Source organism: Enterobacter cloacae complex sp. SHL001, from assembly GCF_049236825.1.
Lineage (GTDB): Bacteria > Pseudomonadota > Gammaproteobacteria > Enterobacterales > Enterobacteriaceae > Enterobacter > Enterobacter hormaechei_C.
Window position 1 is genome coordinate 66,933 of the sequence record NZ_JBMKIP010000011.1, and the last position, 26,104, is coordinate 93,036.

General features: G+C 55.4%; 23 protein-coding genes. 12 read left to right on the forward strand and 11 right to left on the reverse strand.

Annotated elements, in window-relative coordinates:
* Window positions 1–108 precede the first annotated feature (108 nt).
* The 3 genes from ACOTYH_RS20620 (at window position 109) to ACOTYH_RS20630 (ending at window position 2,007) form a co-directional block, all read left to right on the forward strand.
* Window positions 109–879, forward strand: coding sequence for a winged helix-turn-helix domain-containing protein (locus ACOTYH_RS20620; RefSeq protein ID WP_230373129.1), 771 nt, complete (start codon window positions 109–111; stop codon window positions 877–879).
* Window positions 842–1,327, forward strand: a complete 486-nt coding sequence (locus ACOTYH_RS20625; RefSeq protein ID WP_033487715.1) for a hypothetical protein — start codon at window positions 842–844, stop codon at window positions 1,325–1,327. The genes ACOTYH_RS20620 and ACOTYH_RS20625 overlap by 38 nt, the downstream gene beginning before the upstream one ends.
* Window positions 1,328–1,560: 233 nt before the next feature.
* Complete coding sequence (locus ACOTYH_RS20630; RefSeq protein ID WP_141414082.1) at window positions 1,561–2,007, forward strand: hypothetical protein; 447 nt, start codon at window positions 1,561–1,563, stop codon at window positions 2,005–2,007.
* Window positions 2,008–2,053: 46 nt separating this feature from the next.
* On the opposite strand, the gene fbpC is transcribed toward ACOTYH_RS20630, so the two are convergent.
* The 6 genes from fbpC to ACOTYH_RS20660 all read right to left on the reverse strand — a co-directional run bounded on the left by fbpC (window position 2,054) and on the right by ACOTYH_RS20660 (window position 9,860).
* A complete protein-coding gene (fbpC, locus tag ACOTYH_RS20635) occupies window positions 2,054–3,100 on the reverse strand; it encodes a ferric ABC transporter ATP-binding protein (RefSeq protein ID WP_033487714.1) in 1,047 nt (348 codons plus the stop codon).
* Between the two features lie 4 nt (window positions 3,101–3,104).
* Window positions 3,105–5,183: an ABC transporter permease gene (locus ACOTYH_RS20640; protein WP_033487713.1), complete on the reverse strand. Its 2,079-nt coding sequence runs from the start codon at window positions 5,181–5,183 to the stop codon at window positions 3,105–3,107.
* A gap of 74 nt (window positions 5,184–5,257) precedes the next feature.
* On the reverse strand, window positions 5,258–6,289 hold the full coding sequence (locus ACOTYH_RS20645; protein WP_063135461.1) for an ABC transporter substrate-binding protein: 1,032 nt from the start codon (window positions 6,287–6,289) through the stop codon (window positions 5,258–5,260).
* Between the two features lie 13 nt (window positions 6,290–6,302).
* Complete coding sequence (uhpC, locus tag ACOTYH_RS20650) at window positions 6,303–7,604, reverse strand: MFS transporter family glucose-6-phosphate receptor UhpC (protein ID WP_077579992.1); 1,302 nt, start codon at window positions 7,602–7,604, stop codon at window positions 6,303–6,305.
* A gap of 85 nt (window positions 7,605–7,689) precedes the next feature.
* Window positions 7,690–9,231 carry an MASE1 domain-containing sensor histidine kinase gene (locus tag ACOTYH_RS20655; RefSeq protein ID WP_421637882.1) on the reverse strand — a complete coding sequence of 514 codons (1,542 nt, stop codon included), beginning with the start codon at window positions 9,229–9,231 and terminating at the stop codon, window positions 7,690–7,692.
* Window positions 9,231–9,860, reverse strand: coding sequence for a response regulator transcription factor (locus tag ACOTYH_RS20660; protein ID WP_010427966.1), 630 nt, complete (start codon window positions 9,858–9,860; stop codon window positions 9,231–9,233). The genes ACOTYH_RS20655 and ACOTYH_RS20660 overlap by 1 nt, the downstream gene beginning before the upstream one ends.
* A gap of 240 nt (window positions 9,861–10,100) precedes the next feature.
* On the opposite strand from ACOTYH_RS20660, the gene tauA reads away from it, so the two are divergent.
* The 4 genes from tauA to tauD are packed head-to-tail and all read left to right on the forward strand — an operon-like array spanning window position 10,101 to window position 13,513.
* Window positions 10,101–11,063 (forward strand): taurine ABC transporter substrate-binding protein, encoded by a 963-nt coding sequence (tauA, locus tag ACOTYH_RS20665; protein ID WP_045911125.1) that lies wholly within the window; start codon window positions 10,101–10,103, stop codon window positions 11,061–11,063.
* A gap of 10 nt (window positions 11,064–11,073) precedes the next feature.
* On the forward strand, window positions 11,074–11,841 hold the full coding sequence (gene tauB / locus ACOTYH_RS20670; protein WP_015571326.1) for a taurine ABC transporter ATP-binding subunit: 768 nt from the start codon (window positions 11,074–11,076) through the stop codon (window positions 11,839–11,841).
* Window positions 11,838–12,665 carry a taurine ABC transporter permease TauC gene (gene tauC / locus ACOTYH_RS20675; protein ID WP_017383144.1) on the forward strand — a complete coding sequence of 276 codons (828 nt, stop codon included), beginning with the start codon at window positions 11,838–11,840 and terminating at the stop codon, window positions 12,663–12,665. The genes tauB and tauC overlap by 4 nt, the downstream gene beginning before the upstream one ends.
* The gene (tauD, locus tag ACOTYH_RS20680) at window positions 12,662–13,513 is read left to right on the forward strand and encodes a taurine dioxygenase (RefSeq protein WP_017694443.1); all 852 of its coding nucleotides are present in this window, start codon (window positions 12,662–12,664) and stop codon (window positions 13,511–13,513) included. The genes tauC and tauD overlap by 4 nt, the downstream gene beginning before the upstream one ends.
* Before the next feature lie 79 nt (window positions 13,514–13,592).
* On the opposite strand, the gene ACOTYH_RS20685 is transcribed toward tauD, so the two are convergent.
* The gene (locus ACOTYH_RS20685; protein ID WP_015571324.1) at window positions 13,593–15,293 is read right to left on the reverse strand and encodes a lysophospholipid acyltransferase family protein; all 1,701 of its coding nucleotides are present in this window, start codon (window positions 15,291–15,293) and stop codon (window positions 13,593–13,595) included.
* Window positions 15,294–15,421: 128 nt separating this feature from the next.
* Window positions 15,422–16,396: a porphobilinogen synthase gene (gene hemB / locus ACOTYH_RS20690; protein WP_015571323.1), complete on the reverse strand. Its 975-nt coding sequence runs from the start codon at window positions 16,394–16,396 to the stop codon at window positions 15,422–15,424.
* A 452-nt stretch (window positions 16,397–16,848) separates the two neighbouring features.
* Between hemB and ACOTYH_RS20695 the strand changes: the two genes are divergently transcribed.
* Together ACOTYH_RS20695 and ACOTYH_RS20700 are read left to right on the forward strand one after the other, a co-directional pair.
* Window positions 16,849–19,623, forward strand: a complete 2,775-nt coding sequence (locus ACOTYH_RS20695) for an autotransporter outer membrane beta-barrel domain-containing protein (RefSeq protein ID WP_421637883.1) — start codon at window positions 16,849–16,851, stop codon at window positions 19,621–19,623.
* An 88-nt stretch (window positions 19,624–19,711) separates the two neighbouring features.
* Window positions 19,712–20,338 carry a helix-turn-helix domain-containing protein gene (locus ACOTYH_RS20700; RefSeq protein WP_015571320.1) on the forward strand — a complete coding sequence of 209 codons (627 nt, stop codon included), beginning with the start codon at window positions 19,712–19,714 and terminating at the stop codon, window positions 20,336–20,338.
* Window positions 20,339–20,340: 2 nt separating this feature from the next.
* Here ACOTYH_RS20700 and ampH read toward each other — a convergent pair whose 3' ends face one another.
* On the reverse strand, window positions 20,341–21,501 hold the full coding sequence (ampH, locus tag ACOTYH_RS20705) for a D-alanyl-D-alanine-carboxypeptidase/endopeptidase AmpH (RefSeq protein WP_033487706.1): 1,161 nt from the start codon (window positions 21,499–21,501) through the stop codon (window positions 20,341–20,343).
* A 351-nt stretch (window positions 21,502–21,852) separates the two neighbouring features.
* Between ampH and sbmA the strand changes: the two genes are divergently transcribed.
* A complete protein-coding gene (gene sbmA / locus ACOTYH_RS20710; RefSeq protein WP_003859162.1) occupies window positions 21,853–23,073 on the forward strand; it encodes a peptide antibiotic transporter SbmA in 1,221 nt (406 codons plus the stop codon).
* Between the two features lie 12 nt (window positions 23,074–23,085).
* The gene (locus tag ACOTYH_RS20715) at window positions 23,086–24,183 is read left to right on the forward strand and encodes a DUF1615 domain-containing protein (RefSeq protein ID WP_017383149.1); all 1,098 of its coding nucleotides are present in this window, start codon (window positions 23,086–23,088) and stop codon (window positions 24,181–24,183) included.
* On the opposite strand, the gene ACOTYH_RS20720 is transcribed toward ACOTYH_RS20715, so the two are convergent.
* A complete protein-coding gene (locus ACOTYH_RS20720) occupies window positions 24,184–24,486 on the reverse strand; it encodes a DUF2755 family protein (RefSeq protein ID WP_003859159.1) in 303 nt (100 codons plus the stop codon).
* A gap of 248 nt (window positions 24,487–24,734) precedes the next feature.
* On the opposite strand from ACOTYH_RS20720, the gene ACOTYH_RS20725 reads away from it, so the two are divergent.
* A complete protein-coding gene (locus tag ACOTYH_RS20725; RefSeq protein WP_015571318.1) occupies window positions 24,735–24,956 on the forward strand; it encodes a DUF2754 domain-containing protein in 222 nt (73 codons plus the stop codon).
* A 3-nt stretch (window positions 24,957–24,959) separates the two neighbouring features.
* Here the strand turns inward: ACOTYH_RS20725 and ddlA are convergent, their stop codons facing one another.
* A complete protein-coding gene (gene ddlA / locus ACOTYH_RS20730; protein WP_023296002.1) occupies window positions 24,960–26,057 on the reverse strand; it encodes a D-alanine--D-alanine ligase in 1,098 nt (365 codons plus the stop codon).
* Window positions 26,058–26,104: the final 47 nt, after the last annotated feature.

Sequence of the window (26,104 nt, forward strand, 5' to 3'; positions counted from 1 at the left end):
TCATGACGTAAGTAAAAATTTCCAGTCAGTAAGATACGCAATTGAATGGGTATTTTGTCACTTTATCCCAATACGCTAAACTAGCTATCGGCATTAAAGCCATGAAGAGTGTGGGTTAATATTGGAGCTGGTGGCAGTGTTATGCATTTCATAATAAACAACAATGTCTCTTTCAACGTTGCTGAAAGGACGGTGTCGGATGGAAACACGCAACATGTGCTTTCTAATCCGGCATGCAGACTTCTTCTCGTACTCCTGGAAAATAATAACCGGCTTATGACCAGAGAGGATCTTTTGCAGAAGGTGTGGGGCGATTTTGGATTAACCCCATCGAGTAATAGTTTGAACAATAATATCAGTATATTGCGTAAGATTTTTACAGAGTTTGAAATTCATGATGTGCTCAAAACTGTCCCTAAACAAGGCTTTGAGTTGGCGCTGAATAACCTTCAGTTCAACGAAAAATCCAGAGACTATTTGGTGATGCAGGCGATTTCAACACCTGATAAAGAGCCCAGTGTAAATAAGACCAGGTTGATTAAATGGACCGGCGTGTTGTTCATTATTATTGGGGTAGCAATCGCTTTATATCTCAATTTTTTCGACAAACGCGAGGATGTCACGCTTTTAAAACAAGTTCAGCAGTGCAAAATCTTTTATCACAGCAAAGTGAATGCAAAGAGAGTAGAACACTTTTTTTCTGAAGGCAAAGGGATGAAATTGCTGACGAAGTGTTCAACGCCTGCCTATATTTTTTACGATGACAGTAGAGTACATGAGAAAACCGAGCTTCTTGAAATCTTTGTCGCAAAATGTACGGTCGATAGTGAAGGGGAATTTAGTGAATGTAAAAACTTCGTCTCGACTAAAGTGGGCTAGCCTTGCTGTGCTGTTGATTCTGGTGTTTATTGGCGCGCTGCTGTACGTGCCCAAGGATACCCGCGCGCTGGATTGCATAACGGATATGAATCTTGAGCTGGGCAAAGATAATGACAAGATCGTTGCCAACATCCACCTTGTCGTTCACTTCGTTCCAGATGCGCTCAGCTACATTACCGAGTATGGGATCGTGACCTACAACAACCAGCGCTATATCGTCGATCGCTATGCCCGACTGCGTTATTCCGGAGATAACACTCACTCTTTTACTGAATTTAAAAGAGAAGGCATAGAGAAGAACAGTAGCGAAACACTACCTGAGTTTTTATCAGAAAAACTGACTTCAGCCCAAAAGGTCTTTTTATTTAAGGTGCGGAAGTTACAGGGTGAAGTATGGAGCATCAGCGATTTGCGGCGTACGGTATTAGTGTGCGCTAAATCAGACTGACGCCGTTATTTTTTAAATTATCTCTCCGCCTCTTAATGCTAAGAGGCCGGAATCTTTTTGCCGGTAAAACGCATTTGGGTGTAAATATCATGCCATTAAACGTTCTGATAACACAGGATAGTTATCTCTTTCAGGGGTTAAAGCAGTGTATTTCTCTTGTGCATATTCAGGATCTTACGCTGTTTGAAACCCCTCATCGTGAGTGTGTGGTCCTGGTAGACAGCAGAATGCCGATGAACGATCTTGAGCACGGGTGGCGTGTTGTCTCGGCTATGTTTGAGCAAACTAAGGCTATAATGCTTTGTATGAATCAACCCGCGAGCTTGCCCTTCAGCGTAAATCCCTGTGGGGACACTGTTGACATGAAAACCAGCCCAGAAAATATTACGCTAATGATCATCAATAAAATTCCTGTTTTAATGTCGGATAAACGGTCACAGCTGGTGAAAATAAAAATAGAAGAAAAAGAGATGGCATTAATTAACGCATTTCTGTGCGGAAAGGATATCGAAGAGATGGCAAAGATGTTTTGTTGTTCTCAAAAGCAGGTCTATAGACTCAGAGACAAAATTTGCCAGCGGCTTAACGTCAGACATTTTTATCTTGCCTGCCTGTATATTTTTCGCCATGGCTTACTGCAACAATCTTATACATTACCCGAAACCTGGTTACGGGATTAAAAGTGAAGACGCGAAACGGCAACCCGCGTTACCGTTTCGCATTTCATTAAGCCGCCTCCGCCAGTACAAACATCCCGTACGGGTGGATCTCAAGATAGTACGCATCGCCCACGTCCGGCTGCAGGCGCGTGGCGTTCACCTGTAGTAAAATCTCCTGTCCGTGCCAGTCGACAATCACCTCATACTGCGGACCCATATAGGCGACGTGGCGGATAGTGCAGTGCTGGCTCGCCTCGCCGTGCTGGCTGAGCGTAATCGCCTCCGGACGCACGCCGACGGTGCCTTCGCCCTGGGTAGCAAAGTGCAGCGGACGCGGCAGACGATAGCCGTGGATTTCCACGACATCCTCGCTGAAGCGGGCCGGGAAGAGGTTGGCATCACCCATAAAACTCGCCATAAAGCGAGACGCCGGCTGGCGATAGAGATCCTGAGGCGAGCCAATCTGCATAATGTTGCCCTTGTTCATCACCAGCACGGTGTCGGAGACCGCAAACGCCTCGCTTTGATCGTGCGTCACGTACAGCGAGGTGATGTTGAACTGCTTTTGCAGCTCGCGGATTTTGTCCCGCATGCTGCGCCTGAGGTTCGCATCGAGGTTGCTCAGCGGTTCATCGAACAGCAACACTTTGGGTTTGAGGATCAGAGCGCGGGCCAGCGCTACGCGCTGCTGCTGGCCGCCAGAAATCTGATCCACGTAACGATCTTCAAACCCCTCAAGATCAACCATCGCCAGGGCTTCTTTGACCCGCGTTTTTATCTCTGCGCGCGAAACGCCCAGCATCTTCAGACCGTAGCCCACGTTCTCGCCCAGCGACATATGCGGGAAGAGCGCGTAGGACTGGAACACCATACAGATATCACGCTGCTGAATGGAGCGGTGGGTCACATCCTCACCATCGATGTAAATCTGCCCTTCGGTCGGTTTTTCCAGCCCGGCAACCAGGCGCAGCACGGTGGTTTTACCGCAGCCGGACGGGCCGAGCAGCGTTACCATTTGTCCCTGCGGGATCGCCAGGTTGATGTTTTCAATTACCGTGTTTGCGCCAAAGCGTTTGGTCACGTTGCGCAGTTCAACAAAATGTTTCTCAGTCATAGTGTTACGCCTGGTTTTTGGCTTTTGAACGGGAGATACGCGCCTCGCCGATCAGCCAGTCAAAGAGGAAAATGATCGCCAGCATGACCACAATCAGGATCGAGCCGTAGGCAATCGCCACGCCGTATTCGCCGTCTTCCACGCGGTTCAGAATGTAGGCCGTTGCCACGCGGGTGTCCGGCGTGACGAGGAACACAATGGCGCTGACGGTGGTGATGGCGCGCACAAAGCTGTAAATCAGCGCTGATAAAATGGCCGGACGCAGCAGCGGCAGCAGGATGTGGGTGATGGTGCGCAGGCTTCCGGCACGCAGGCTCAGCGAGGCCTCGTCCAGTGACTTGTCGATCTGCCCTAATCCCGCGATCCCGGCGCGAATGCCCACCGGCACGTTACGCATCACCATGGAGATAATCACGATGGCGGCGGTGCCCGTGAGGTACACCGGCGCGCTGTTAAAGGCCAGAATGTAGGACACGCCCGCCACGGTACCCGGTACGGCAAAGCAGAGCATGGTGGTGAACTCGATGGTCTTTTTACCCCGGAACTGCTGGCGCACCACAACCCAGGCAATCAGCAGTCCGAAGGCGGCGGTGATCGGCGCGGCAATCCCGGCGTAGAGCAGAGTATCGAGCAGCGAAGGCCACGCGCCGTCGCTCATCCCCTGGCCGAACAGCTTGATAAAGTTATCCAGCGTCAGGGTGTAATCCACGCCCCAGTTGACGGTAAAGCTGCCATAGAAAATGCTGCCGTAGAGCAGGGCGTTAAAGGCGATCCACACCGCCAGCAGGGCGATCACGCTCCACACCAGCGTCACCGGCAGCGGCTGCACGTCGCCGCGGTACGATTTACCGGACACGGTGACGTAGGAGCGCTTGCCGATCCACATGTACTGGATGCAGAACACCAGCAGCGAGAACAGCAGCAGGAAGGCCCCAAGGGTACTCGCTGCCTGATAATCCAGCTGTGAGCCGGTAATGTAGAAGTAGATCTGCGTGGCCAGCACGTCGAAGTTCCCGCCCAGCACCAGCGGGTTACTGAAGTCGGCCAGCGACTGCACAATCACGATTAAGAACGCATTCGCCAGCGCCGGTTTCAGCAGCGGCACGAAGACGCCGTTAAAGGTCTGCCAGCGGCTGGCGCGCAGGGTGTACGAGGCCTCTTCCAGCGACGGGTGGATGGTTTTGATCGCGCCGTCGAGGATCATAAAGGCCATCGGCGTGAAGGCCAGCACCTGCGCCAGCCAGATGCCGGTGAAGCCGTACAGCCAGTTGGTATTGGTTAACCCAAACCAGTCCACCATCAGCTCCGTCATATAGCCAGAGCGTCCCATCATCAGCGTAACGCCCAACCCCACCACAAACGGCGGGGTCACGATGGGGAGAATCGAGAAGATACGTCCAATGATGGCGCTGCGTTTAGCGATGCGCGTGGTGTAGATCGCCAGCACCAGGCCAAAGAAGGTGCAGCCGACCCCGACGGCTATCGACAGCAGAATCGAGTTGATGATGACCTGGATAATGTGCGCCTGCGACAGCACGTTCATAAAGGCCAGCGGGGCGAATTCACCTGCGTCGTTGGTGAACATCGGAATGAAAATGGCGATGCTCGGCCAGACGATAAAAATGCCGATCAGCGCCACGATGGTAATCAGCGAGCCGATGACAAAGCGATCGCCGCCCAGCCACTCCAGGCGGGTGAGGGCCAGCGTCATGATGGCGCCCAGGGCAACAAACAGCACGATGGTGGCATAGCCTAAACCGCGTCCTTCCACGGTGGCGCTGATGACCACGAACGCCATGCACAGCAGCGCCCAGCCCGCGTCAAGGTAGTGGCGGCTGCGCTGCTCGCGCTTTGCTTCGTTAAACGGGCGCACCAGCAGCAGGCTCGGCATCAGATACCACAGCCAGCTGATGTTGAAGTGCGACCAGCTGTAGGCGTCGAGGATCTCATCCCCGGTAGATTCCAGCAGGCCGTAATCAAGGCTCCAGCTCGGCAGCAGGGCAAAGGCCAGCCAGCCAACGAAAACCCAAAGGAAGACCGCATCCCGTTTTTTCACGGGATGAAGAGCGAGTGTCTGTGACATAGCAATTCCGGGTGTTAAGGAAATTGTAGGCCGGGTAAGCGTAGCGCCACCCGGCAATTACCGCGGTAGTGAGCTTATTTACCCATCTTCACGTCGCTGACCCATTTATTGATTAGCGCTTTACGCACGTCCGTGGAGCCGTATTTGTCCATGTCATAGCTGATGAGCTTCAAATCATCGAGCTTGAGCGAGTTCGGCGAAGTTTCCGCCGTGGTGTTGGTCAGGATTTGGTAGGACTTGCCCTTCTTCCACGCCAGCTCCTGCGCTTCTTTCGAGAGCACCCAGTCCACGAACAGCTTCGCGTTCTCTTCGTTGCGCGCGCCCTTCAGAATGCTCACGCCGCCAATTTCATACCCGGTGCCTTCGCACGGAGAGATCAGCTCCAGCGGCGCACCCTGCTCTTTTTCCAGCGAGTAGTCGTGCAGGAAGCCGATGCCGATGGCGGTTTCACCGCGCGCGGCGTTACGCGCCGGGGCAATACCGGATTTGGTGTACTGAGATACGTTGCCGTTCAGCTGTTTCAGGTAGTCGAAGGCCTGGTCTTCCCCCCACAGCTGGACGAAGGTCGCCAGCGCGGTATAGGCGGTGCCGGAGCTTTGCGGATCGGCGATCTGGATCTCGCCCTTGTATTCCGGTTTGGTCAGATCCTTCCAGCATTTGGGGACCGGCAGGTTTTTCTCTTTCAGGCGCTGGGTGTTGACGCCAAAACCTAAGATCCCGACGTAGACCGCTGAGGAGAGGTTGCCCTTCACCTTGGCCGGATCGCGGAATTTCTCCATGATCTGTTCCAGGTTTTTCGATTTATAGGGCTGGAGTAACCCCATCTCACCGGCCTGGGACTGCGGATCCAGCGTGCCGCCGTACCAGACATCGGCCTGCGGGTTTTTCTTCTCGGCATCCACCTTCGCCAGCGTGCTGCCGGAGCCGTTGCGGATAAACGAGGTTTTAACATCGTATTTATCACCGAACGCTTTGGTTTCGGCTTCGCACATTTCGTTGGTGGCGCTGCAGTACACCACCAGACGGCCTTTGGCCTGTGCGGCACCGGTTAAGGTAGCCAGCGCGATCCCGGAAGCAATGAGGGTAGAGAGAAGCGTTGTTTTCATTATTCAGCCCTTTTTATGACGTTATGTGACTGCGAGAAGCGGTGATGCCCGCCATCAGCAAGGGCATCAGTAATAAACCCATCAGGACGGCGGCAATCGAGAGCAAACTGAACATCCCCGACCAGCCGTAGCGTTCAATCACCTGCGACAGCGGCCACCCGGCCAGCGATGCGCCCAGATAGGCAAATACGCCCAGAAAGCCGGTAATCGAGCCTGCCGCCTGTTTATGTCCACACTCAACGGCGGCAAGGCCAATGAGCATCTGCGGGCCGAAGACGAAAAATCCGACCGTAAAAAAGCACATCGCCAGCAGGGCGTAGTGGTGCACCGGTGCCAGCCACAGCGCGGCGACAGACACCATCAGCCCCAGCGTGAACAGTAAAATCATCGGTGCGCGCTGGCCGCTGAACAGCAGGTCTGATCCCCATCCAGCAAACAATGCACCCAGTAAGCCGCCCACTTCGAACAGCATCACCGTGGCGTTGGCGCTGAGCAGGTTCACGCCGTGGCTTTCTGCCAGCCAGATGTTGCCCCAGTCGTTCAGGGCGATGCGGATGAGATACACCAGCACATACGACGCCCCGAGCAGCCAGATCATCGGGTTTTGCAGCATGGTGGTGCGCAACATCTGCCATAGCCCCATTGGCGGGCTTTGCTGCTGCTGGCGCAGCTCCAGCGGATCGCTCCGCCACTCCCCGACCGTGGGCAGACCCTCTTCCTGCGGTGTGCCCCGCAGCTGTGTGGTCAGCCACAGGCCGAGCACGATACTGATGATCCCCGGTGTCAGCATCGCCGCCTGCCAGCCCCATCGGTGGGCGGCAACGGCGCAAATCAACGGAATAATCGCGCCACCGATATTGATGGAGGTATTCCAGCAGCCCCACCAGAAGCCGCGCTCGTTACGCGAATACCAGTGGGTCAGCAGCCTGGCGCAGGGCGGCCAGCCCCAGCCCTGAAAGAAGCCGTTCAGCGTCCAGATAAACAGCAGCAGCGGGAAAGCATCGCTAAAGCTGAACAGCACGTTCAGCACGCCCGTTGCCAGCAGCCCGATGCCCATAAAGGCGCGCTGTCCGTGGCTGTCGTGCCAGAGCCCCGCGGCGAATTTGGACAGCCCGTAGCTGAGATAAAACAGCGAGCCGATAAGCCCGATATCGCCCTTACTGAGCCCCAAATCCAGCTGTAGCGCGGGTAAAACAGTGTTCAGACTTTTTCGCGTCAGGTAAAACGCGGCGTAGCCAATCACCATACAAAGGAGCAGCCTGGGGCGCAGCGACCGGTAACGTTGTGAAACCTCTTCAGCAGACAGTGCGTGCATGGCGTTCTCCGTTTGAGATGACTGTAGGGAAGTGCGGCATAAATGGGATGAGACAAAGTCTGGAGTGACTAAGACTTTTTCCTGGTCAGCGCGGCGTTTGTTGCAAATTTGTGGGCAGGTTAACAATTACGCGCGTCCCGAGACGGGATTCCAGCGTCAGTTCGCCGCCGAGCGCCGAGACGCGTTCGCGCATGCCCTGAATGCCGAAGCCGGGCAGCTGCTGCGGGCTGATGCCTCTGCCGTTATCGTGCACCTCGAGGTAGAGCCGCGCGTGACGCTGGCAGAGCAGAATCGTGACTTCGCTGGCGTTGGCGTGTTTGCAGACGTTGTTGAGCAGCTCCTGGAGCAGGCGATACAGGGTAAAGACCAGCGTTTCGCTTTCCGGCGGCGTGGGAAGCCGGTAGTCAAAACGGCAGCGGATCCCGCGTTCAGCAAAGGCGAACTCGTTGACAAGGTGGTGCAGAGCCTCCTGGAGCGACAGCTCGTCCAGCACGGGTGGGCGGAGCTGGCGCAACAGCTGGCGCGTGGAGTGGTGAATACGCCGCGCGAGGTCGTTGATCTGTCCGGCGGCCTCAATGACGAGCGGCGTATCGCTCGCCCGCTTCACCAGCTGAGACTGGATCTGGATAGCGGTGATGTTCTGGCCGATTTCGTCGTGAAGCTCGCGCGCCAGCTGCTTGCGGGTGTCCTCTTCGGAATGGATCAGCTTTTCCGCCAGCGCCCGTCTGGCCTGAAGTTCACTCTCAAGCCGATGGCGATAGCGTTCGAGGTTCATCGCCAGATGCTGCTGGCGGCTGATGGCGATCCCCAGGCCAATCCCCAGCAGCGACTGGGTAGAAAGAAAAATTTCCAGTTCGAGAAGGTCGCTAAACCCGACGCCCACCTGGCGGGCAATGGTGATCATCATGCTGCCGAGCAGCCCGGAAAGGACACCGCCCTGCCAGCCGAATTTCCACGCCATCACCACGTTGGGCAGGAACACGACAATCAGCAGCAGCCGCTCCAGCGCCGGGGAGAGCACCATCTGCGTGCCAATGCCGATAATGAAAAACAGGCTGCACCAGATAATCAGCGAGGTGCGCAGCGGCGGATTGCTGGTGTCCAGCCCCAGCAGGTGGTAACGATGCTGCTGGCGTAAAAATTCGAAGACCAGATAGACGAACGGCGTAAGCAGTACGCCACCGGTAAAGGAGCCGAGCAAAAGCAGCGTGGCCGGGCTGTCCAGAAAGGGCGACAGGAGCAAGGTTTGCAACAGGGCATTCACCGTCACCGCCGCAATCAGCGTCGACAGCCGCTGCCAGTAGAGCGGGAAGCGATGCCAGTACTGCTGCGCCAGCCAGGCGCTGACGATGCCGATAAGCGGCACGGCCAGCATCAGATAACGCGTGAGGAGCTGCTCACCGTGCAGCCACAGAATGGCGGCAAGGGGGGGGAGAATTAATGCAGGCCAGTAGCGGCGTGAAAGTAAAATCATCAGCGCCAGCCACACGCCCTGCGGCAGAAACAGCACCGCCTGCTGGCCGTTGTGGGTAAGGTAGAAGCTCAGCGTCCACAGCATCAGCCAGCCGGTTCCCCAGGCCAGCATAATGAACAGGGACAGGATCAGATGCCGGACAGCGCGCCGCATCAGTGGCCCGTGAGCAGTTGGTTATCAAGCGCGAAGTGCACCAGGTCGATGGTGCTGCTGCACTGAAGCTTGCCCAGCACGTTGGCGCGATGGACATGAACGGTTTTATGGCTCAGCGAAAGCGTATAGGCAATCTCCTTCACGCTTTCGCCTTTCACCAGCAGCTCAAACACTTCGCGCTCGCGCGGAGTGAGCGCCTCAAGCACTTTTGGCATCGGCTCGCCGCCGCGCAGCGCTTTTACCGCATCAGCACACAGGTAATGCCCGCCCATGCCGACGGCGCGCACGGCCTGCACCAGCTCCTCCGGGCCGCAGCGCTTGGTCAGATAGCCGCTGGCGCCCGCGTCGAGGGCACTTTGCACAAAGGCGGGTGTGTCGTAGATGCTCAGGATGATGGCGCGAAACGTCGGCCGCTGCTGGCGCAGGCGCTTGAGCAGGCTAAGACCGTTTTCGTCCGGCATCGCGACGTCCATCACCGCCACGTCGATATCGTTGCGCGACAGGGCGGGCCACGCCTCCGCCGCGCTGCTAAACTGGCCCTCAACGATCACATCCTCTTCCAGATTTAACAGCTGGGCGAAACCGGAACGCACCACCACGTGATCGTCCACCAGCACCACTTTAATCATCTCGACACCTTTTGCTCATTCGTTGACCTATGATGCCCGTTGCCGGCGGGCTGGCAATCCTGCGGCTGCGGTTATGTAACCGATGTAACAAAATTGCAATAAAGCCACAGCCCACTTTTTAACTATCCTTTGCCGGTTTTTTTCTAAAAACGATTCGGAATGAGCGATGCCTTTTTATTCCTTTATCAAAATTCCCGCGCCGGAAATACTGCCCTCATAACAACAAGGGGAGCAGGCACTATGGCAATTTCATCGCGAATCACATTACTCGGCGCACTGGCGCTGTGGGCTTTTCAGGCGCAGGCGGTGGACGTCACCGTCGCGTATCAGACTTCCGCTGAGCCGGCGAAAGTCGCGCAGGCGGATAACACCTTTGCCAAAGCGAGCGGGGCGAATGTCGACTGGCGCAAGTTCGACAGCGGCGCGGCGATTGTGCGGGCGTTAGCCTCGGGCGACGTGCAGATTGGCAACCTGGGCTCCAGCCCGCTGGCGGTGGCCGCCAGCCAGCAGGTGCCGATTGAAGTCTTCCTGCTGGCGTCGCAGCTCGGAAATTCCGAAGCGCTGGTGGTGAAGAAAAGCATCACGAAACCCGAAGATTTGATCGGCAAACGCATCGCGGTGCCGTTTATCTCCACCACGCATTACAGCCTGCTGGCAGCGCTGAAACACTGGGGCATTAAGCCGGGCCAGGTGCAGATCATTAACCTGCAACCTCCGGCGATTATTGCCGCCTGGCAGCGTGGCGACATCGATGGAGCATACGTCTGGGCGCCCGCCGTCAACGAGCTGGAAAAAGAGGGCACCGTGCTGACCGACTCCGAAAAAGTGGGGCAGTGGGGCGCGCCAACCCTTGACGTCTGGGTCGTACGTAAGGACTTTGCCGAGAAACACCCTGAAGTGGTGAAAGCCTTCGCCAAAAGCGCCATCGACGCACAGCAGCCATACATCAGCAACCCGGATGAATGGCTGAAACAGCCCGCCAACCTGGAGAAACTCTCTCGTCTGAGCGGCGTGCCGGAAGCTGACGTGCCGGGGCTGGTAAAAGGCAACACCTATCTGACGCCTGCGCAGCAGGTCCAGCAGTTGAACGGGCCGGTGAGCAAAGCGATTGTCGACACTGCGACGTTCCTGAAAGAGCAGGGCAAAGTGCCTGCGGTGGCGACGGATTACAGCCAGTTCGTGACCGATCGCTTTGTGAAATAAGGGGGCTGCAATGCTGAACATTACAAACCTGTCTGCCGATTACGGCGGCAAACCCGCCCTGGAAGAGATCAACCTGACGCTGGACAGCGGTGAACTGCTGGTGGTGCTGGGGCCGTCCGGCTGCGGGAAAACGACGCTGCTGAACCTGATCGCCGGGTTTGTACCGTATCAGCACGGCACGATCCAGCTGGAAGGGAAACGGGTTACGGGGCCAGGCGCAGAGCGCGGCGTGGTCTTCCAGAATGAAGGATTACTCCCGTGGCGAAACGTTCAGGAAAACGTTGCGTTTGGTCTGCAACTGGCAGGTGTAGCGCGTGAACAGCGCCTGAATACGGCGCGCGATATGCTGAAAAAGGTCGGGCTGGAGGGAGCTGAAAAACGCTTTATCTGGCAGCTTTCAGGCGGGCAGCGTCAGCGCGTCGGGATCGCCCGCGCGCTGGCGGCTAACCCACAGCTGCTGTTGCTGGACGAACCTTTCGGGGCGCTGGATGCCTTCACCCGCGAGCAGATGCAAACCCTGCTGCTGCGCCTGTGGCACGAAACCGGCAAGCAGGTGCTGTTAATCACCCACGATATCGAAGAGGCCGTGTTTATGGCGACCGAGCTGGTGCTGCTCTCACCGGGGCCGGGACGCGTGCTGGAGCGCCTGCCGCTTGAGTTTGCCCGCCGCTATGTGGCGGGAGAGCCGGTACGCAGCATCAAATCCGATCCGCTGTTTATTGAACAGCGTGAATACGTCTTAAGCCGCGTGTTTGAGCAACGGGAGGCGTTCTCATGAGCATTGTTTTCAGTGAAAAAACGCGGCGGACGCGCCTTGCCTTACGCTGGCCGTTCTCTCGCCAGCTCACCTTAAGCCTCAGCACGCTGGTGGTGCTGCTGGCGGTATGGTGGGCGGTTGCCGCGCAGCAGTGGGTCAGCCCGCTGTTTCTGCCCCCGCCAGGCCAGGTTCTGGAAAAACTGATTACCATCGCCGGGCCGCAGGGCTTTATGGATGCCACGCTCTGGCAGCATTTAGGCGCCAGTCTGATGCGTATTCTGGTGGCGCTGCTGGCGGCGGTCATTATTGGCGTTCCGGTGGGGATCGCGATGGGACTGAGCCCGACGGTACGCGGCATTCTCGACCCGCTGATAGAGCTTTACCGTCCCGTCCCGCCGCTGGCTTACCTGCCCCTGATGGTGATCTGGTTTGGCATCGGCGAGACGTCAAAGATCTTACTGATATACCTGGCGATATTTGCGCCGGTAGCCATGTCGGCCCTGGCTGGCGTAAAAAGTGCGCAGCAGGTACGCATACGTGCGGCGCAGTCGCTCGGCGCCAGCCGCGCGCAGATACTGCTGTTCGTCATTTTACCAGGCGCGCTGCCGGAGATACTGACCGGGCTGCGCATCGGCCTTGGGGTGGGCTGGTCTACGCTGGTGGCGGCAGAGCTGATAGCCGCCACGCGCGGCCTTGGGTTTATGGTGCAGTCGGCGGGAGAGTTCCTGGCGACTGACGTGGTACTGGCAGGGATCGCGGTGATCGCCGCGATTGCCTTTGGATTAGAACTGGGACTGCGCGCGCTACAGCGTCGCCTGACGCCCTGGCATGGAGAAATACAATGAGTGAACGACTGACCATTACCCCGCTGGGGCCATATATTGGCGCGCAGGTGTCGGGCCTGGACGTAACCCGTCCGCTGAGCGATAACCAGTTTGAGCAGCTGTACCATGCGGTGCTGCGTCATCAGGTGGTGTTCCTGCGCGAACAGGCCATTACCCCACAGCAGCAGCGCGCGCTGGCCCTGCGTTTTGGCGACCTGCATATCCACCCGGTCTACCCGCATGCGGAAGGGGTGGAGGAAATTATCGTGCTGGACACCCATAACGATAACCCGCCCGATAATGACAACTGGCACACGGACGTTACCTTTATCGACACACCGCCAGCCGGGGCGATTCTGGCAGCAAAACAGCTGCCGGAGACGGGTGGGGATACGCTGTGGGCCAGCGGGATTGCCGCGTTTGAGGCGCTCTCCGCGCCGCTCCAGACTCTGCTGAGCGGCCTGCGGGCGGAGCATGACTTCAAAAAATCGTTCCCGGAGTACAAGTACCGCAAAAGCGAAGAGGAGCACCAGCGCTGGCTGGATGCGGTCGCAAAACATCCCCCGCTGCTGCACCCGGTGGTGCGTACCCATCCGGTGACCGGAAAGCAGGCGCTGTTTGTGAATGAAGGGTTCACCACGCGTATCGTGGACGTAGCGGAAAAAGAGAGTGAGGCGCTGCTCGGCTTCCTGTTCGCGCACATCACCAAACCGGAGTTCCAGGTGCGCTGGCGCTGGCAGGAGAACGATCTGGCGATCTGGGATAACCGCGTCACGCAGCATTACGCCAATGCGGATTACCTGCCGCAGCGAAGGATTATGCAGCGGGCGACGATCCTGGGGGATAAACCGTTTTACCGTGCGCCTTGATTGCCGGGTGGCGGCGTTGCCTTACCCGGCCTACGTTTAATTGTAGGCCCGGTAAGCGCAGCGCCACCGGGCAACGGAGCTAAAGGTGTGCTTCTATATACCGCTGATAGCGGTTTGCCTTCAGATAACACAGATCCACCAGCACCAGCCCGTCGATACAGTTATTGAACGCCGGATCGCTGCCGAAATCGATAAACTGCACGCCGCCGGGTTCGCATAGCTCGGAATACTGTTTGTAGAGCGGCGGGATGCCGCAACCCAGGTTGCCGAGCAGGGATTTCAGCTTTGTCAGGTCATCCACGTAATCCACTCCGCCAAACTGTGCCAGCACGTCCGGAAGTGAGGCCGGGTAGGGTTGACGCGAGGCGGCTAAGGGATGGCTGGCCGGAAACCAGAGACGATAAAACGCCACCAGCAGATCCCGTGCGGCAGGCGGTAAGCCGCCGGAGATGGACACCGGACCAAACAGGTAACGGTAATGGGGATAGCGTGCCAGATAGGCGCCAATGCCTGACCACAGATAGTCCAGACCGCGACGCCCCCAGTAGCGCGGCTGTATAAAGCTGCGCCCCAGCTCAATACCGTGCTCAAGTATGTCCTGCATTTTTTCGTCGTAGTGGAACAGGCTGTAGCTGTACAACCCCTCGACGCCGCGCTTTTCCACCTGCATGGCCGTTGGCATAAAGCGGTACGCGCCGACAATCTCCAGGTCATCGTCATCCCACAGAATAAGGTGCAGATAGTCATCATCGTAGCTGTCGGTATCCCGGCGCTTCCCGCTGCCTTCCTCCACGGCACGAAAGGCAATCTCGCGCAGCCGCCCCAGCTCGCGCAGCAGAGGCGCCTCTTCCTGCCCGTTGCGCTGCCAAAGATAGATGGCCTTACCATCGCTGGTTTTGCCCAGACACTCGGCCTGCGCCAGTTCGCGCTTGAGCGTCGCCCTGTCTTCCGGGCGGGCAATGGCGCACTGGGTTTTAAAGACGCCAGGCAATCCCTTGCCAAGACGTATCACGTGCTGACGACACTGCTCGGCCATCTCACGCGATGAAAGGGTAGAACTAAACCGGTCATTCCAGGCAATCTGCTGGCCGATTTTGATCGGCAGCTGACTGTGACGGCGGCGAAACATCTGTTGCATCAGCAGCAGCATGGATACCGTTGGCGAGACCAGGGTACTGGCATAAAACAGCAGGCTGTTGTGCGCCTGGATATGTACCGGGAGTAGCGGCACCCGTAGTTTGCCGGCCAGCTTGATAAAGCCCGGATGCCATTTTTTATCGCGGATGCCTTTGCGCGTTGGGCGGGAAACTTCGCCCGCCGGAAAGAAGATCAGCACGCCGGCGTTTTGCAGGTGCTGCTCCATCTGTATCAGCGAGGCTTTTGCGGTTCTGCCGCCCATATTATCTACGGGAATAAACAATGAACTGAGGGGCTCAAGGTGGGACAGCATCCTGTTGGTAACAACCCTCACGTCGCGTCGCACGCGGGAAACGGCATACAGCAGCGCCAGCCCATCCAGGGTGCCGGTGGGGTGGTTCGCTATCACAATGAGTGGGCCGTGTTCGGGGATTTGTTCGAGGTCGCGGGCGGAAACGGAGCAGTGAATATCAAGGTGTTCCAGAACCTGCTCCACCATATCCAGCCCTTTCAGGTGACGGTGGCTGGCGGCAAACTGCTGAAATTCGTCTTCGTGAAGCAGTCTTTTTAACAGACTTTTTTGCCAGGGTGCGGGCCTCGCCTGAGGCCAAAGGTCATCAAGAACGCTGTCGAGACTAAACATTGATCACTCCTCCTGCCGTCTTGCCCAGACAGTAGAAGGAGGAGATGTCGTTTGTATTGCAGTTTGGTGAAGATTAGTGCAGAGAGCAGGCCGGGTAAGGCGAAGTCGTTACCCGGCGCTAAAGCGGATTAACGCAGAATTTTCTTCTCAGCCAGATCCAGCGCGAAATAGCTGAAGATCAGATCCGCGCCCGCGCGTTTGATCGCCCCCAGGCTTTCGAGGATCACTTTCTCTTCGTCGATGGCACCCGCCTGCGCGGCGAATTTGATCATCGCGTACTCGCCGCTCACCTGGTAGGCGCCCAGCGGCAGTTCGGTGCGTTCGCGAATGTCGCGCAGGATATCCAGGTATGCGCCAGCAGGTTTCACCATCAGGCAGTCAGCGCCCTGGGCTTCATCCAGCAGAGACTCACGAATCGCTTCGCGGCGGTTCAGCGGGTTCATCTGATAGGTTTTACGATCGCCTTTCAGCGCCGTGCCGGCTGCTTCACGGAACGGGCCGTAGAAAGAGGAGGCAAATTTGGTGGAATAGGACATGATGGCGGTGTCGGTGAAGCCCGCAGCGTCCAGCGCCTGACGGATCGCCTGTACCTGCCCATCCATTGCCGCAGAAGGCGCAATGAAATCCGCACCCGCAGCGGCGGCAACTACCGCCTGCTTGCCCAGATTCAGCAGGGTCGCATCGTTGTCCACGCCGTGATCGCACAGCACACCACAGTGGCCATGAGAGGTGTATTCGCAGAAGCAGGTATCGGACATGACGATCATCTCCGGCACACTCTCTTTGCAGATGCGCGACATACGTGCGACGAGGCCGTCTTCTTTCCAGGCATCGCTGCCGGTCGCGTCAGTGTGGTGGGAGATACCGAACGTCATTACCGAGCGGATGCCCGCATTCGCAATGCGTTCGATCTCGCGGGCCAGATGCTTTTCAGGAATGCGCATCACGCCCGGCATCGCGTCGATGGCTTTGTAGTCATCGATCTCTTCTTCAACAAAAATCGGCAACACCAGATCGTTTAAGGTCAGTGTTGTCTCTTCAAACATGGCGCGCAGTGCGGGAGACTTGCGCAGGCGACGGGGACGTGCAATTAAATCGGTCATGGTATGCCTGATGTTTGTGGAACAAAGAGGTATAGTGTACCTGAAAGCAGGGAGCGGTGTTTTACTAAAGTTGTCTTTTAGATTTTCGAAATCGACTAATATTCGCTGTATGTATTTTGTCTATATTATAAAACTTATTCTGGTGTTCAGCGTGGTGTTTAATATTGGTGAGGTTTCTATATTGGTTCGGGATTATAAATATAAATGATTTATTGCTTTTTATTATATGTGCCGAAGCAACTAAAGTAGTTTGCAATCAGTTGAATTTATAATATTTATTCATAATGATTGATATTTCCATGGTTTTATAAGCTTATTTGTCTGAATACGGACTTAATGGAATCATTCATTGAACCTTTTCGAAGTGAAACTGCATAATTCCTTCCGCAATTTAATGTTGCTAAATGATTTGATGGACAAACTTGCTTACGTCCCTGAGGAGGGATGACCCAATGCAAACATGGAAAAAGAAACTGGTTGTATCACAACTTGCATTAGCCTGCACACTGGCTATCGCTTCTCAGGCCAATGCGAAAGATATATCCGGCACAACATATAATACTTTTGGCTATGACAATACCGCGTCCACGCCCTGGTATTATGGTTATGCTGACTGGGATTATTCAGATGCCACACATGATGGTGACATTTATCCAGTCATCAATAAATCAACCGTAAACGGAGTTATTTCGACATACTATCTTGATGATGGTGTCAATGGCCGTGCGAACGCGTTGAGTATTTCTAACAGCACCATTAACGGCATGATCACGTCAGAGTGTATGACCACGACGTGTGCAGATGGCGTGGATACTGACGGTACCACTCATACCCAGTATGATCGTTTTAGCCTGACTGTTGATAACTCCACCATCAACGATACCTACGAGCATTACGCCTACGATGTCGTCAATGGTGAAACCACTGAAACGCATTATCTGGACACCTATGGTCTGGGTAACGCGATCACGCTGGACGTTGAATCTGATATCGTTATTCAGAACAACTCCCATATCGCGGGCATCACGCTGACGCAGGGTTATCAGGAGCTGGATAACACGCCATACGACGGTGTTGAAGGCGTTGCTAATAGCAGCAATGTCTTTACCGATACGCTGGTGGTGAAAGATTCTGTTCTGACCTCTGGCGCGTACAGCGATCTGGGTACCAGTGGCTTCTACGGTCAAACGGCGAAGCCGAGCGACTACGGTGAAACCAACGCCACGGCTGCGGATGATGCGGCGCTGATCGTTGTTGCTGGCGCGTCTGATAACGCTATGCAGACCACCGCTACCTTCGATCACTCTACCATTACCGGCGATATCCTTTTCGCCAGCACCTTTGATAACAACTTCTACGAGAATGGCGATCCGGTAACGGATACCACCGATGACGGCGTCTATAACCCAACTACCAACGGCTGGGATGATACCGACAAGCTGGATGTCACGCTGACCAACGGCAGTAAATGGGTTGGCGCCGCGCAGTCCAGCGTTGAAGCCATCGGCACGGCGCAGATGTATGGTGAAGGCTACAGCGATGTAGACTGGCACACGCTTTCTCCAAACAGCATCTGGCCTGATTCTACCTTTGACAGCAACGGTCATGTTGCAGGTGAAGAAGTTTATCAGAGCGGCCTGTTCAACGTGGCGCTGGATAACGGTTCCGAGTGGGATACCCCTAAGATCTCCAACATCGACGCGCTGACGGTGAACAACCAGTCTCAGGTCAATGTTGAAAACTCCGGCCTGCTGGCAGATTCCATCACCCTGACCAATGCGTCTAGCCTGAATATTGGCGACAGCGGTGGTGTGGCTACCGACAGCCTGTATCTGGATAGCTACAGCCGTGCTGCACTCACTGAAGAGACAGCTGAGCTGTATGCCAACACCATTACCGTGGACAACGGTGCAGAGCTGGCGCTGGGTCTGGGTCAGGTTGATACGCACAATATGGTGCTGACCGATGGCGGTGTGCTTAACGTTGCCAGCCGTGATTATGTGCTGAACAGCGACCTGAACAACGCACGCTATATCACCAACGATCGCTCTAAAGCGGACTACGACTATGGTGTTGTCGCGCTGAACTCTGACGGCCATCTGGCGGTGAACGGTGACGTTGCCGGTAACTATAAAGTGCGCATCGACGATGCGACCGGCGCAGGCTCCGTAGCTGACTACGAAAACAAAGAGATCGTTCGCGTCTATGACAATAACGCGGATACCGCTGCCAGCTTTACTGCGGCAAACAAAGCTGATTTAGGTGCATACACCTATCAGGCGCAGCAGAAGGGCGACACCGTTGTTCTCCAGCAGGAAGAGCTGACTGACTACGCCAACATGGCGCTGAGCATTCCTTCTGCTAATACCAACATCTGGAATCTGCAACAGGATACCGTGGGTACCCGTCTGACCAACAGCCGTCATGGCCTGGCAGATAACGGCGGCGCATGGGTGAGCTATTTCGGCGGCAACTTTGACGCGGATAATGGCACCGTTAGCTACGATCAGGACGTAAGCGGCATTATGGTAGGTCTGGATACTCAGATCGACGGTAATAACGCGAAGTGGATGGTCGGTGGTGCGGCTGGTTTCGCGAAGGGTGATATCAGCGATCGTACTGGTCAGGTCGATCAGGACAGCCAGACTGCGATGATCTACGCGTCGGCGAAGTTCATGAACGACATCTTCCTCGACAGCTCCCTGAGCTACACCCGCTTCAACAACGACCTCTCTGCTACCATGAGCAACGGTCAGTATGTTGACGGTAATACCACGACTGACGCCGTTGGTTTCGGGATGAAACTGGGCTATGACTGGAAACCAAACCTGTCTGGCTACGTCACGCCTTACGCGGCGATCTCTGGCCTGTTCCAGTCCGGTGATGACTACCAGTTAAGCAACGACATGCGTATCGATGGTCAGTCTTACGACAGTATGCGTTATGAACTCGGCGTGGATGCAGGTTATACCTTCAACTACGGCGGCGAGCAGGCATTAACGCCTTACTTCAAACTGGCTTACGTGTATGACGATGCCGACAACAATGCTGATATCAACAATGACAGCATTGATAACGGCGTGGAAGGCTCTGCGGTTCGCGTGGGACTGGGCACTCAGTTCAGCTTCACGAAAAACTTCAGTGCTTACACTGATGCGACTTATCTGGGCGGCGGCGACGTTGACCAGAACTGGGGAGCAAACCTGGGTGTGAAATATACCTGGTAAGAGAAAAGCGCGGGGGATTTTTCCCCCGCTTTTTTATGTGCTTTAAAAATAATAAAGAACCGACAGATACAGATGACTTGAGGTATGCATGAACGTTAATGCGAAACCACTTTCTGAATTAAGCCGGCTCATAAAGTGTCTGGAAGTCGCCGGTACCCCATTTAAGATCGAACCACAACAATTAATAACGACCGGCAATAATGATGATGAACCATTGACCGTTGTCATACAATCCGGCCTGACGGCCGTCCACCGTAAATCAGACGAATTACTTATGGGTATTGCGCGGGCACCGTATATCCACGGTTTAAGCGCATGGATAAATGAAAACTATCTTGAATATTCTTTGATGGCACAGACGCCTTGTACCGGATTTTATTTACCGGCATCTGACGCGTACCAGCTTATTCAGGACGCGCAACTTTGGCAAGAGGCTTTCTGCTGGCTGTCATGGCTTAACCATTTATTGGGAAAACGTGACATGCAGTTGGTCGGAAATAATTCCTATAGCCAAATCCGGGCGATGCTGATCAATATGGCCGAGTGGGATGACACGCTACGTTCAAAAATTGGTGTTATGAATCATATTCAGCGTAGCACTCGTATTTCTCGTTCGGTCGTTGCTGAGGTTCTGGCGGCGCTGCGACAGGGGAACTACATCAATATGAGCCGGGGCAAACTGATCAGTATCAACCGTTTGCCCACGGACTATTGAGATCAGTTAGAGGCCGTAAGCACCTGCGCTTTATTGGCGCTCAGCTCGGCCACCAGGTTATTTATGCCATCACTCATATTCACGAAGCGTGTATTTGGCGACCGGGTGACCACCACAAAAGCGCCTACGTTTGATTGCGGAATCATCGCCATGTAGGTGATGAATCCGCCACCTCCACCGGTTTTTTGAATAATCCCAGGTCGGCCATCTTTTGGCGCCATATACACCCAGCCCATGCCGAGGGCATCGGCTTTACCTGGAACATCCATGCCAATGACGCGTCGTAGCTGAGCACGCTGGTAGATGAGCGTCTGCATTCGGTCGGCCTGATTGCTACGCGCGTAAAAATCCGATGAGAGGAACTGTTGCATCCAGCGCATCATGTCGCCAGGCGTAGAGTAAACGCCACCGCTGCCAATGGCGGCCAGCGTGTTATTGCACGGGCTGGCCCCTTTTTCCGCCACCATCAGACGCTTGCACTGGTCCGGGGAAGGGGTGTAAGTGGTATCTTTCATTCCGAGCGGACGCGTGATCTGCTCTTCAAACAGTTGAGGGTAAGGCTTACCCGACGCCGTCGCTAAAGCGTCGGCCAGCAGATCAAACGCCAGGTTAGAATAGCCGGCCTGCGAGCCCGGGGCCGATTTCAGGGTTGCTGTGCTCAGGTAGTTCCAGCGTTGCTCGCGGGTTGGCCAGACAAAGACAGGGCGATGCGCAGCGCCACCGGGCTGTTCTCGCGGCAGGGCGCTGGTATGGGTCGCCAGATTCACCAGTCTGATCGGCGTTCCCTGATATGTCGGAACGCGAGCGCCGGGCGGTGCATATTTGCTGAGCGGATCGTCGAGTTTCACCACGCCCTGATCGAGCAGTTTCACCAGCATTTCGCTGGTCATCAGCTTGGTTATCGATGCGACACGGATAACGGAATCCAGCTGCGGACGAATGTTATTTCCCGGTCGTGTTTCACCGAAGCTGCGAAACACCCGCTGGTTACCGTCGATCACGACCAGCGCCATTCCCGTCGCACCGCTGCCGTAATAAATAAGGTTGGCGTAGCGATCGGCAATGTCAGAGGCCAGAACCGGGGCCGTCAGAGGCTGTGCTGCCTGGGCGGTGGACAGGCTCACCGCACACAGCGCGGCGATAGATAGCAGACAACGTTTCAACGAAAAGCATCCATCAAGTGAATAAGGAAAGTTACGGGTAGTTATACTACTAATCGGCGTCGGGCAATGGCCCGATTTGCATAACGATAGCGAGAAAAACGTAACCGTGGGTAAATTTGAACAATTTACTTGCGGCGTGGCTCCCATTTTGTGACATCGACCGTATGATAGACGCTACGATCGCTGTTGCGAATGAAACGCACCGAAACAATTCCTGAAAACTGTGAAGCGAACTAATAATTCACCCGCAGGTCTCACTTTTTTGCCTGAGCCGGGAGTCTGGCACAGGCAAGGTTTCGTGTGGCGATATGTTGAACACAGCAACAGCCATAACAACAAGAAGGAAGCACAATGTTTAAGTCTTTTTTCCCAAAGCCGGGGCCCTTTTTCCTGTCGGCATTTATTTGGGCACTGCTGGCTGTCATTTTCTGGCAGGCCGGTGGCGGCGCGTGGCTGACCCGTCTTACGGGGGCAACGGGCGACATTCCCATTAGCGCAGCGCGCTTCTGGTCCATGAGCTATCTGCTTTTCTACGCTTATTACGTGCTCTGCGTAGGGCTTTTTGCCATGTTCTGGTTCGTCTATTCTCCTCACCGCTGGCAATACTGGTCGATTCTCGGCACGTCGTTAATCATCTTTGTCACCTGGTTCCTGGTGGAGGTGGGCGTAGCGGTCAACGCCTGGTATGCGCCGTTTTACGATCTGATCCAGACGGCGCTGAGTTCGCCGCATAAAGTGACCATTAACCAGTTCTACCATGAGGTGGGGATCTTCCTCGGCATCGCCCTTATCGCCGTGGTGATTGGCGTGATGAATAACTTTTTCGTCAGCCACTATGTGTTCCGCTGGCGTACCGCGATGAACGAACACTATATGGCGCACTGGCAGCACCTGCGGCATATCGAAGGTGCCGCACAGCGTGTGCAGGAAGACACCATGCGTTTTGCCTCTACTCTGGAAGATATGGGCGTGAGCTTTATCAACGCCATCATGACGCTGATCGCCTTCCTGCCGGTGCTGGTGACGCTCTCGTCGCACGTTCCGGAGCTGCCGATTGTCGGCCATCTGCCATACGGCCTGGTGATTGCTGCGATTGTCTGGTCGCTGATGGGAACGGGGCTGCTGGCGGTGGTGGGGATCAAGCTGCCGGGGCTGGAGTTTAAAAACCAGCGCGTGGAAGCGGCCTACCGTAAAGAACTGGTGTATGGCGAAGACGATGCCAACCGTGCGTCACCGCCTACCGTGCGTGAGCTGTTTGGCGCCGTACGTCGTAACTATTTCCGCCTCTATTTCCATTACATGTATTTCAATATCGCGCGCATTCTTTATCTTCAGGTTGATAACGTTTTCGGGTTGTTCCTGCTGTTCCCGTCCATCGTTGCGGGTACGATTACGCTCGGTCTGATGACCCAAATCACCAACGTCTTTGGTCAGGTTCGCGGTTCGTTCCAGTATCTGATCAGCTCCTGGACTACGCTGGTGGAGCTGATGTCCATCTACAAACGTTTACGCAGTTTCGAGCGTGAGCTGGACGATAAGGACGTGCAGGAAGTCACCCATACATTAGGTTAAAAAGGAATTGCTATGCCATTTGCCGTACCACGTGCATTACCGCTGACGTTACTCGCCGCTTTTGTGCTGGCGGGCTGTGCCGAAAAAGGGGCTGCCCCGCTCAAAGAAGGGGAGAAGCCCGTTGATGTGGCGAGCGTGGTGCGGCAAAAAATGCCCGCCAGCGTGAAGGATCGCAGTGAGTGGGCTGATGCGCTGGCCGCGACCTTCAAAAGCCAGAAGATCGCGCCTACCGAGGAGAATATCTGCTCGGTGCTCGCGGTGGCGCAGCAGGAATCGATGTATCAGTCAGATCCTGTAGTGCCTGGCCTGAACAAAATCGCCTGGAAGGAGATCGACCGCCGGGCCGAATCGATGCATATCCCGGTTTTCCTGGTGCATACCGCCCTTAAAATCACCTCGCCAAACGGTAAAAGCTACAGTGAACGGCTGGATACGGTGAAAACCGAGAAACAGCTTAGCGCCATTTTCGATGATTTCATCAATATGGTACCGATGGGGCAGAAGCTGTTTGGTTCGCTAAATCCGGTGCATACCGGCGGTCCGATGCAGGTCAGTATCGCATTTGCGGAAAAGCATACCGACGGCTATCCGTGGGATATCGACGGTACGGTACGTCAGGAGGTCTTCTCCCTGCGCGGTGGGCTGTGGTTTGGGACGTATCACCTGCTGAATTATCCGGCCAACTACGATAAACCGCTGTATCGCTTTGCCGACTTTAACGCGGGCTGGTATGCCAGCCGAAATGCAGCCTTCCAGAATGCGGTAAGCCGCGCCAGCGGTGTGAAGCTCGCTTTGGACGGCGATCTCATTGCTTACGGCAGCAGTGAGGCCGGGACCACCGAACGTGCGGTGCGAAAACTCTCGACGAAGCTGGAGATGAGCAACAGCGACATTCGCCGACAGCTGGAGAAGGGCGACAGCCTGGCGTTTGAGAAAACGGATCTGTATAAGCAGGTCTTTGCGCTGGCCGAGAAGAAAAGTGGAAAGGCTTTACCCAGAGCCATTCTGCCAGGCATTCAGCTGGAAAGCCCGAAGATCACGCGTAACCTGACGACCGCCTGGTTCGCGAAACGCGTTGACGATCGTCGGGCACGCTGTATGGGACTGTAATCAGTGGCGGTTGCGCCAGCGCAGGACAAGGGCAATCACGCCCAGAACCATGCTCCCCGCGAGGAAGGGAATGAGTCCAAATACGGTGCTCACGCCTAAACCGATTTCAACGCGCGGGCGGCCTGTATCCTGCACCTGCATCAGATGCTCATACACGCCAGGGGCATGCACCAGCATATTCAGCAGTTGGGTTCCTGCCCAGAAACAAAACAGAACAAACAGGGCATAGGCAATATTCCCCGCCGTGGAGGTTTTTGGTTGTTTTCCGCCAAAAATCGGTTTCGACAATGTAAAGTCTGCCATAAGACCTCCCGATAATATCACTCTGTTTTAATACGCGTCGTACAGGGTGAGTGTGACAGGTCATAGCATTTGTCAATATCAGAATCGTGGGAAATTCGGCTCAGGATTTCTCCTGGATTGTCGATTTCTGCATCACGTCACAAATTGATAACATAAGTGAAACTGCGCTGCATTTCAGAATTTACGTATCCGCCACAGACGCCATTATCAAACTGTGAGAGGATAGTTTTTTTTCTGCCGGAGTTGTCATGAAGCTCACTTCCAAATTACGCCGTGACTGGCATTACTACGCCTTTGCGATCGGGCTGATCTTTATTCTCAACGGTGTTGTCGGGCTGCTGGGATTTGAAGCGAAAGGCTGGCAAACCTATGCGGTTGGGCTGGTAACCTGGGTAATCAGTTTCTGGCTGGCGGGATTTATTATCCGCCGTCGTCCCGATGAGACGACGACGGCGGAGAAAGCTGACTAAGCGTTAGTTAACGGAACTTTTCAGGGCGCTGTCAGCGGCGTGGCGCTCCAGTGCCAGTTCAATCAGGCGGGTGATCAGTTCCGGATAGCTTATCCCGCTGGCCTGCCACAGCTTCGGGTACATGCTGATATTGGTAAAGCCCGGCAGAGTGTTGATTTCGTTAATCACCACCTCGTTATCCGGCGTCAGAAACACGTCGACGCGCGCCATCCCACAGCATCCCAGCGCCTGATAGGCTTCAACGGCGATCGCCCGGATCTTGTCGTTAACGTCGGGATCGAGCGCGGCGGGAACCACAACCTGGGCACCTTTGTCGTCAATATATTTGGTGTCGTAGGAATAGAAGTCACTGTTCAGTACCACTTCACCACAGGTACTCGCCTGCGGGAAGTCGTTGCCCAGTACGGCGCACTCAATTTCACGACCGTTAATTCCCTGCTCAACCACCACCTTATGGTCAAACTCAAAGGCCAGACGAACGGCATCGTTAAACTGCGCTTCGCTGGTGACTTTGCTGACGCCGACGGACGAGCCCTGATTCGCCGGTTTCACAAACAGCGGCAGGCCGAGTTGCGCCTGGATCTGCGCGAAGCTGTGTTTATCGCGGTTGGCGCGAGTGAGCGTCACGAACGGCGCAATATTCAGACCGGCGTCGCGCAGGAGACGTTTTGTGACGTCTTTATCCATGCAGGCGGCAGAGCCCAGCACATCGGAACCGACAAACGGCAGGTTCGCCATCCGCAACATGCCTTGCAGGGAGCCGTCTTCGCCCAGCGTGCCGTGAACGATAGGGAACACTACGTCAATCTGTGCCAGCGCCTGCGCGTTCCCGGCATCGATAAGCTGTCCCTGTTCCACGCCTGGAACCGTTGCGACGCTGATATCAGAAGGATTAAGGGCAATGTGCGCCGGATCGTCAGCGTGTAACAGATACTGGCTGGCATCGTTAACATGCCACTGGCCCTGTTTATCAATGCCCAGCAGCACTACGTCAAAACGGCTTTTATCAATCGCATCAACGATATTTTTAGCCGATTGCAATGACACCTCGTGCTCTGCCGATTTTCCCCCAAAGACAATACCTACGCGCTGCTTTGCCATCTCACTCTCTTCCAGTCTGACGAAAAGCCCATAACATACCACGATGC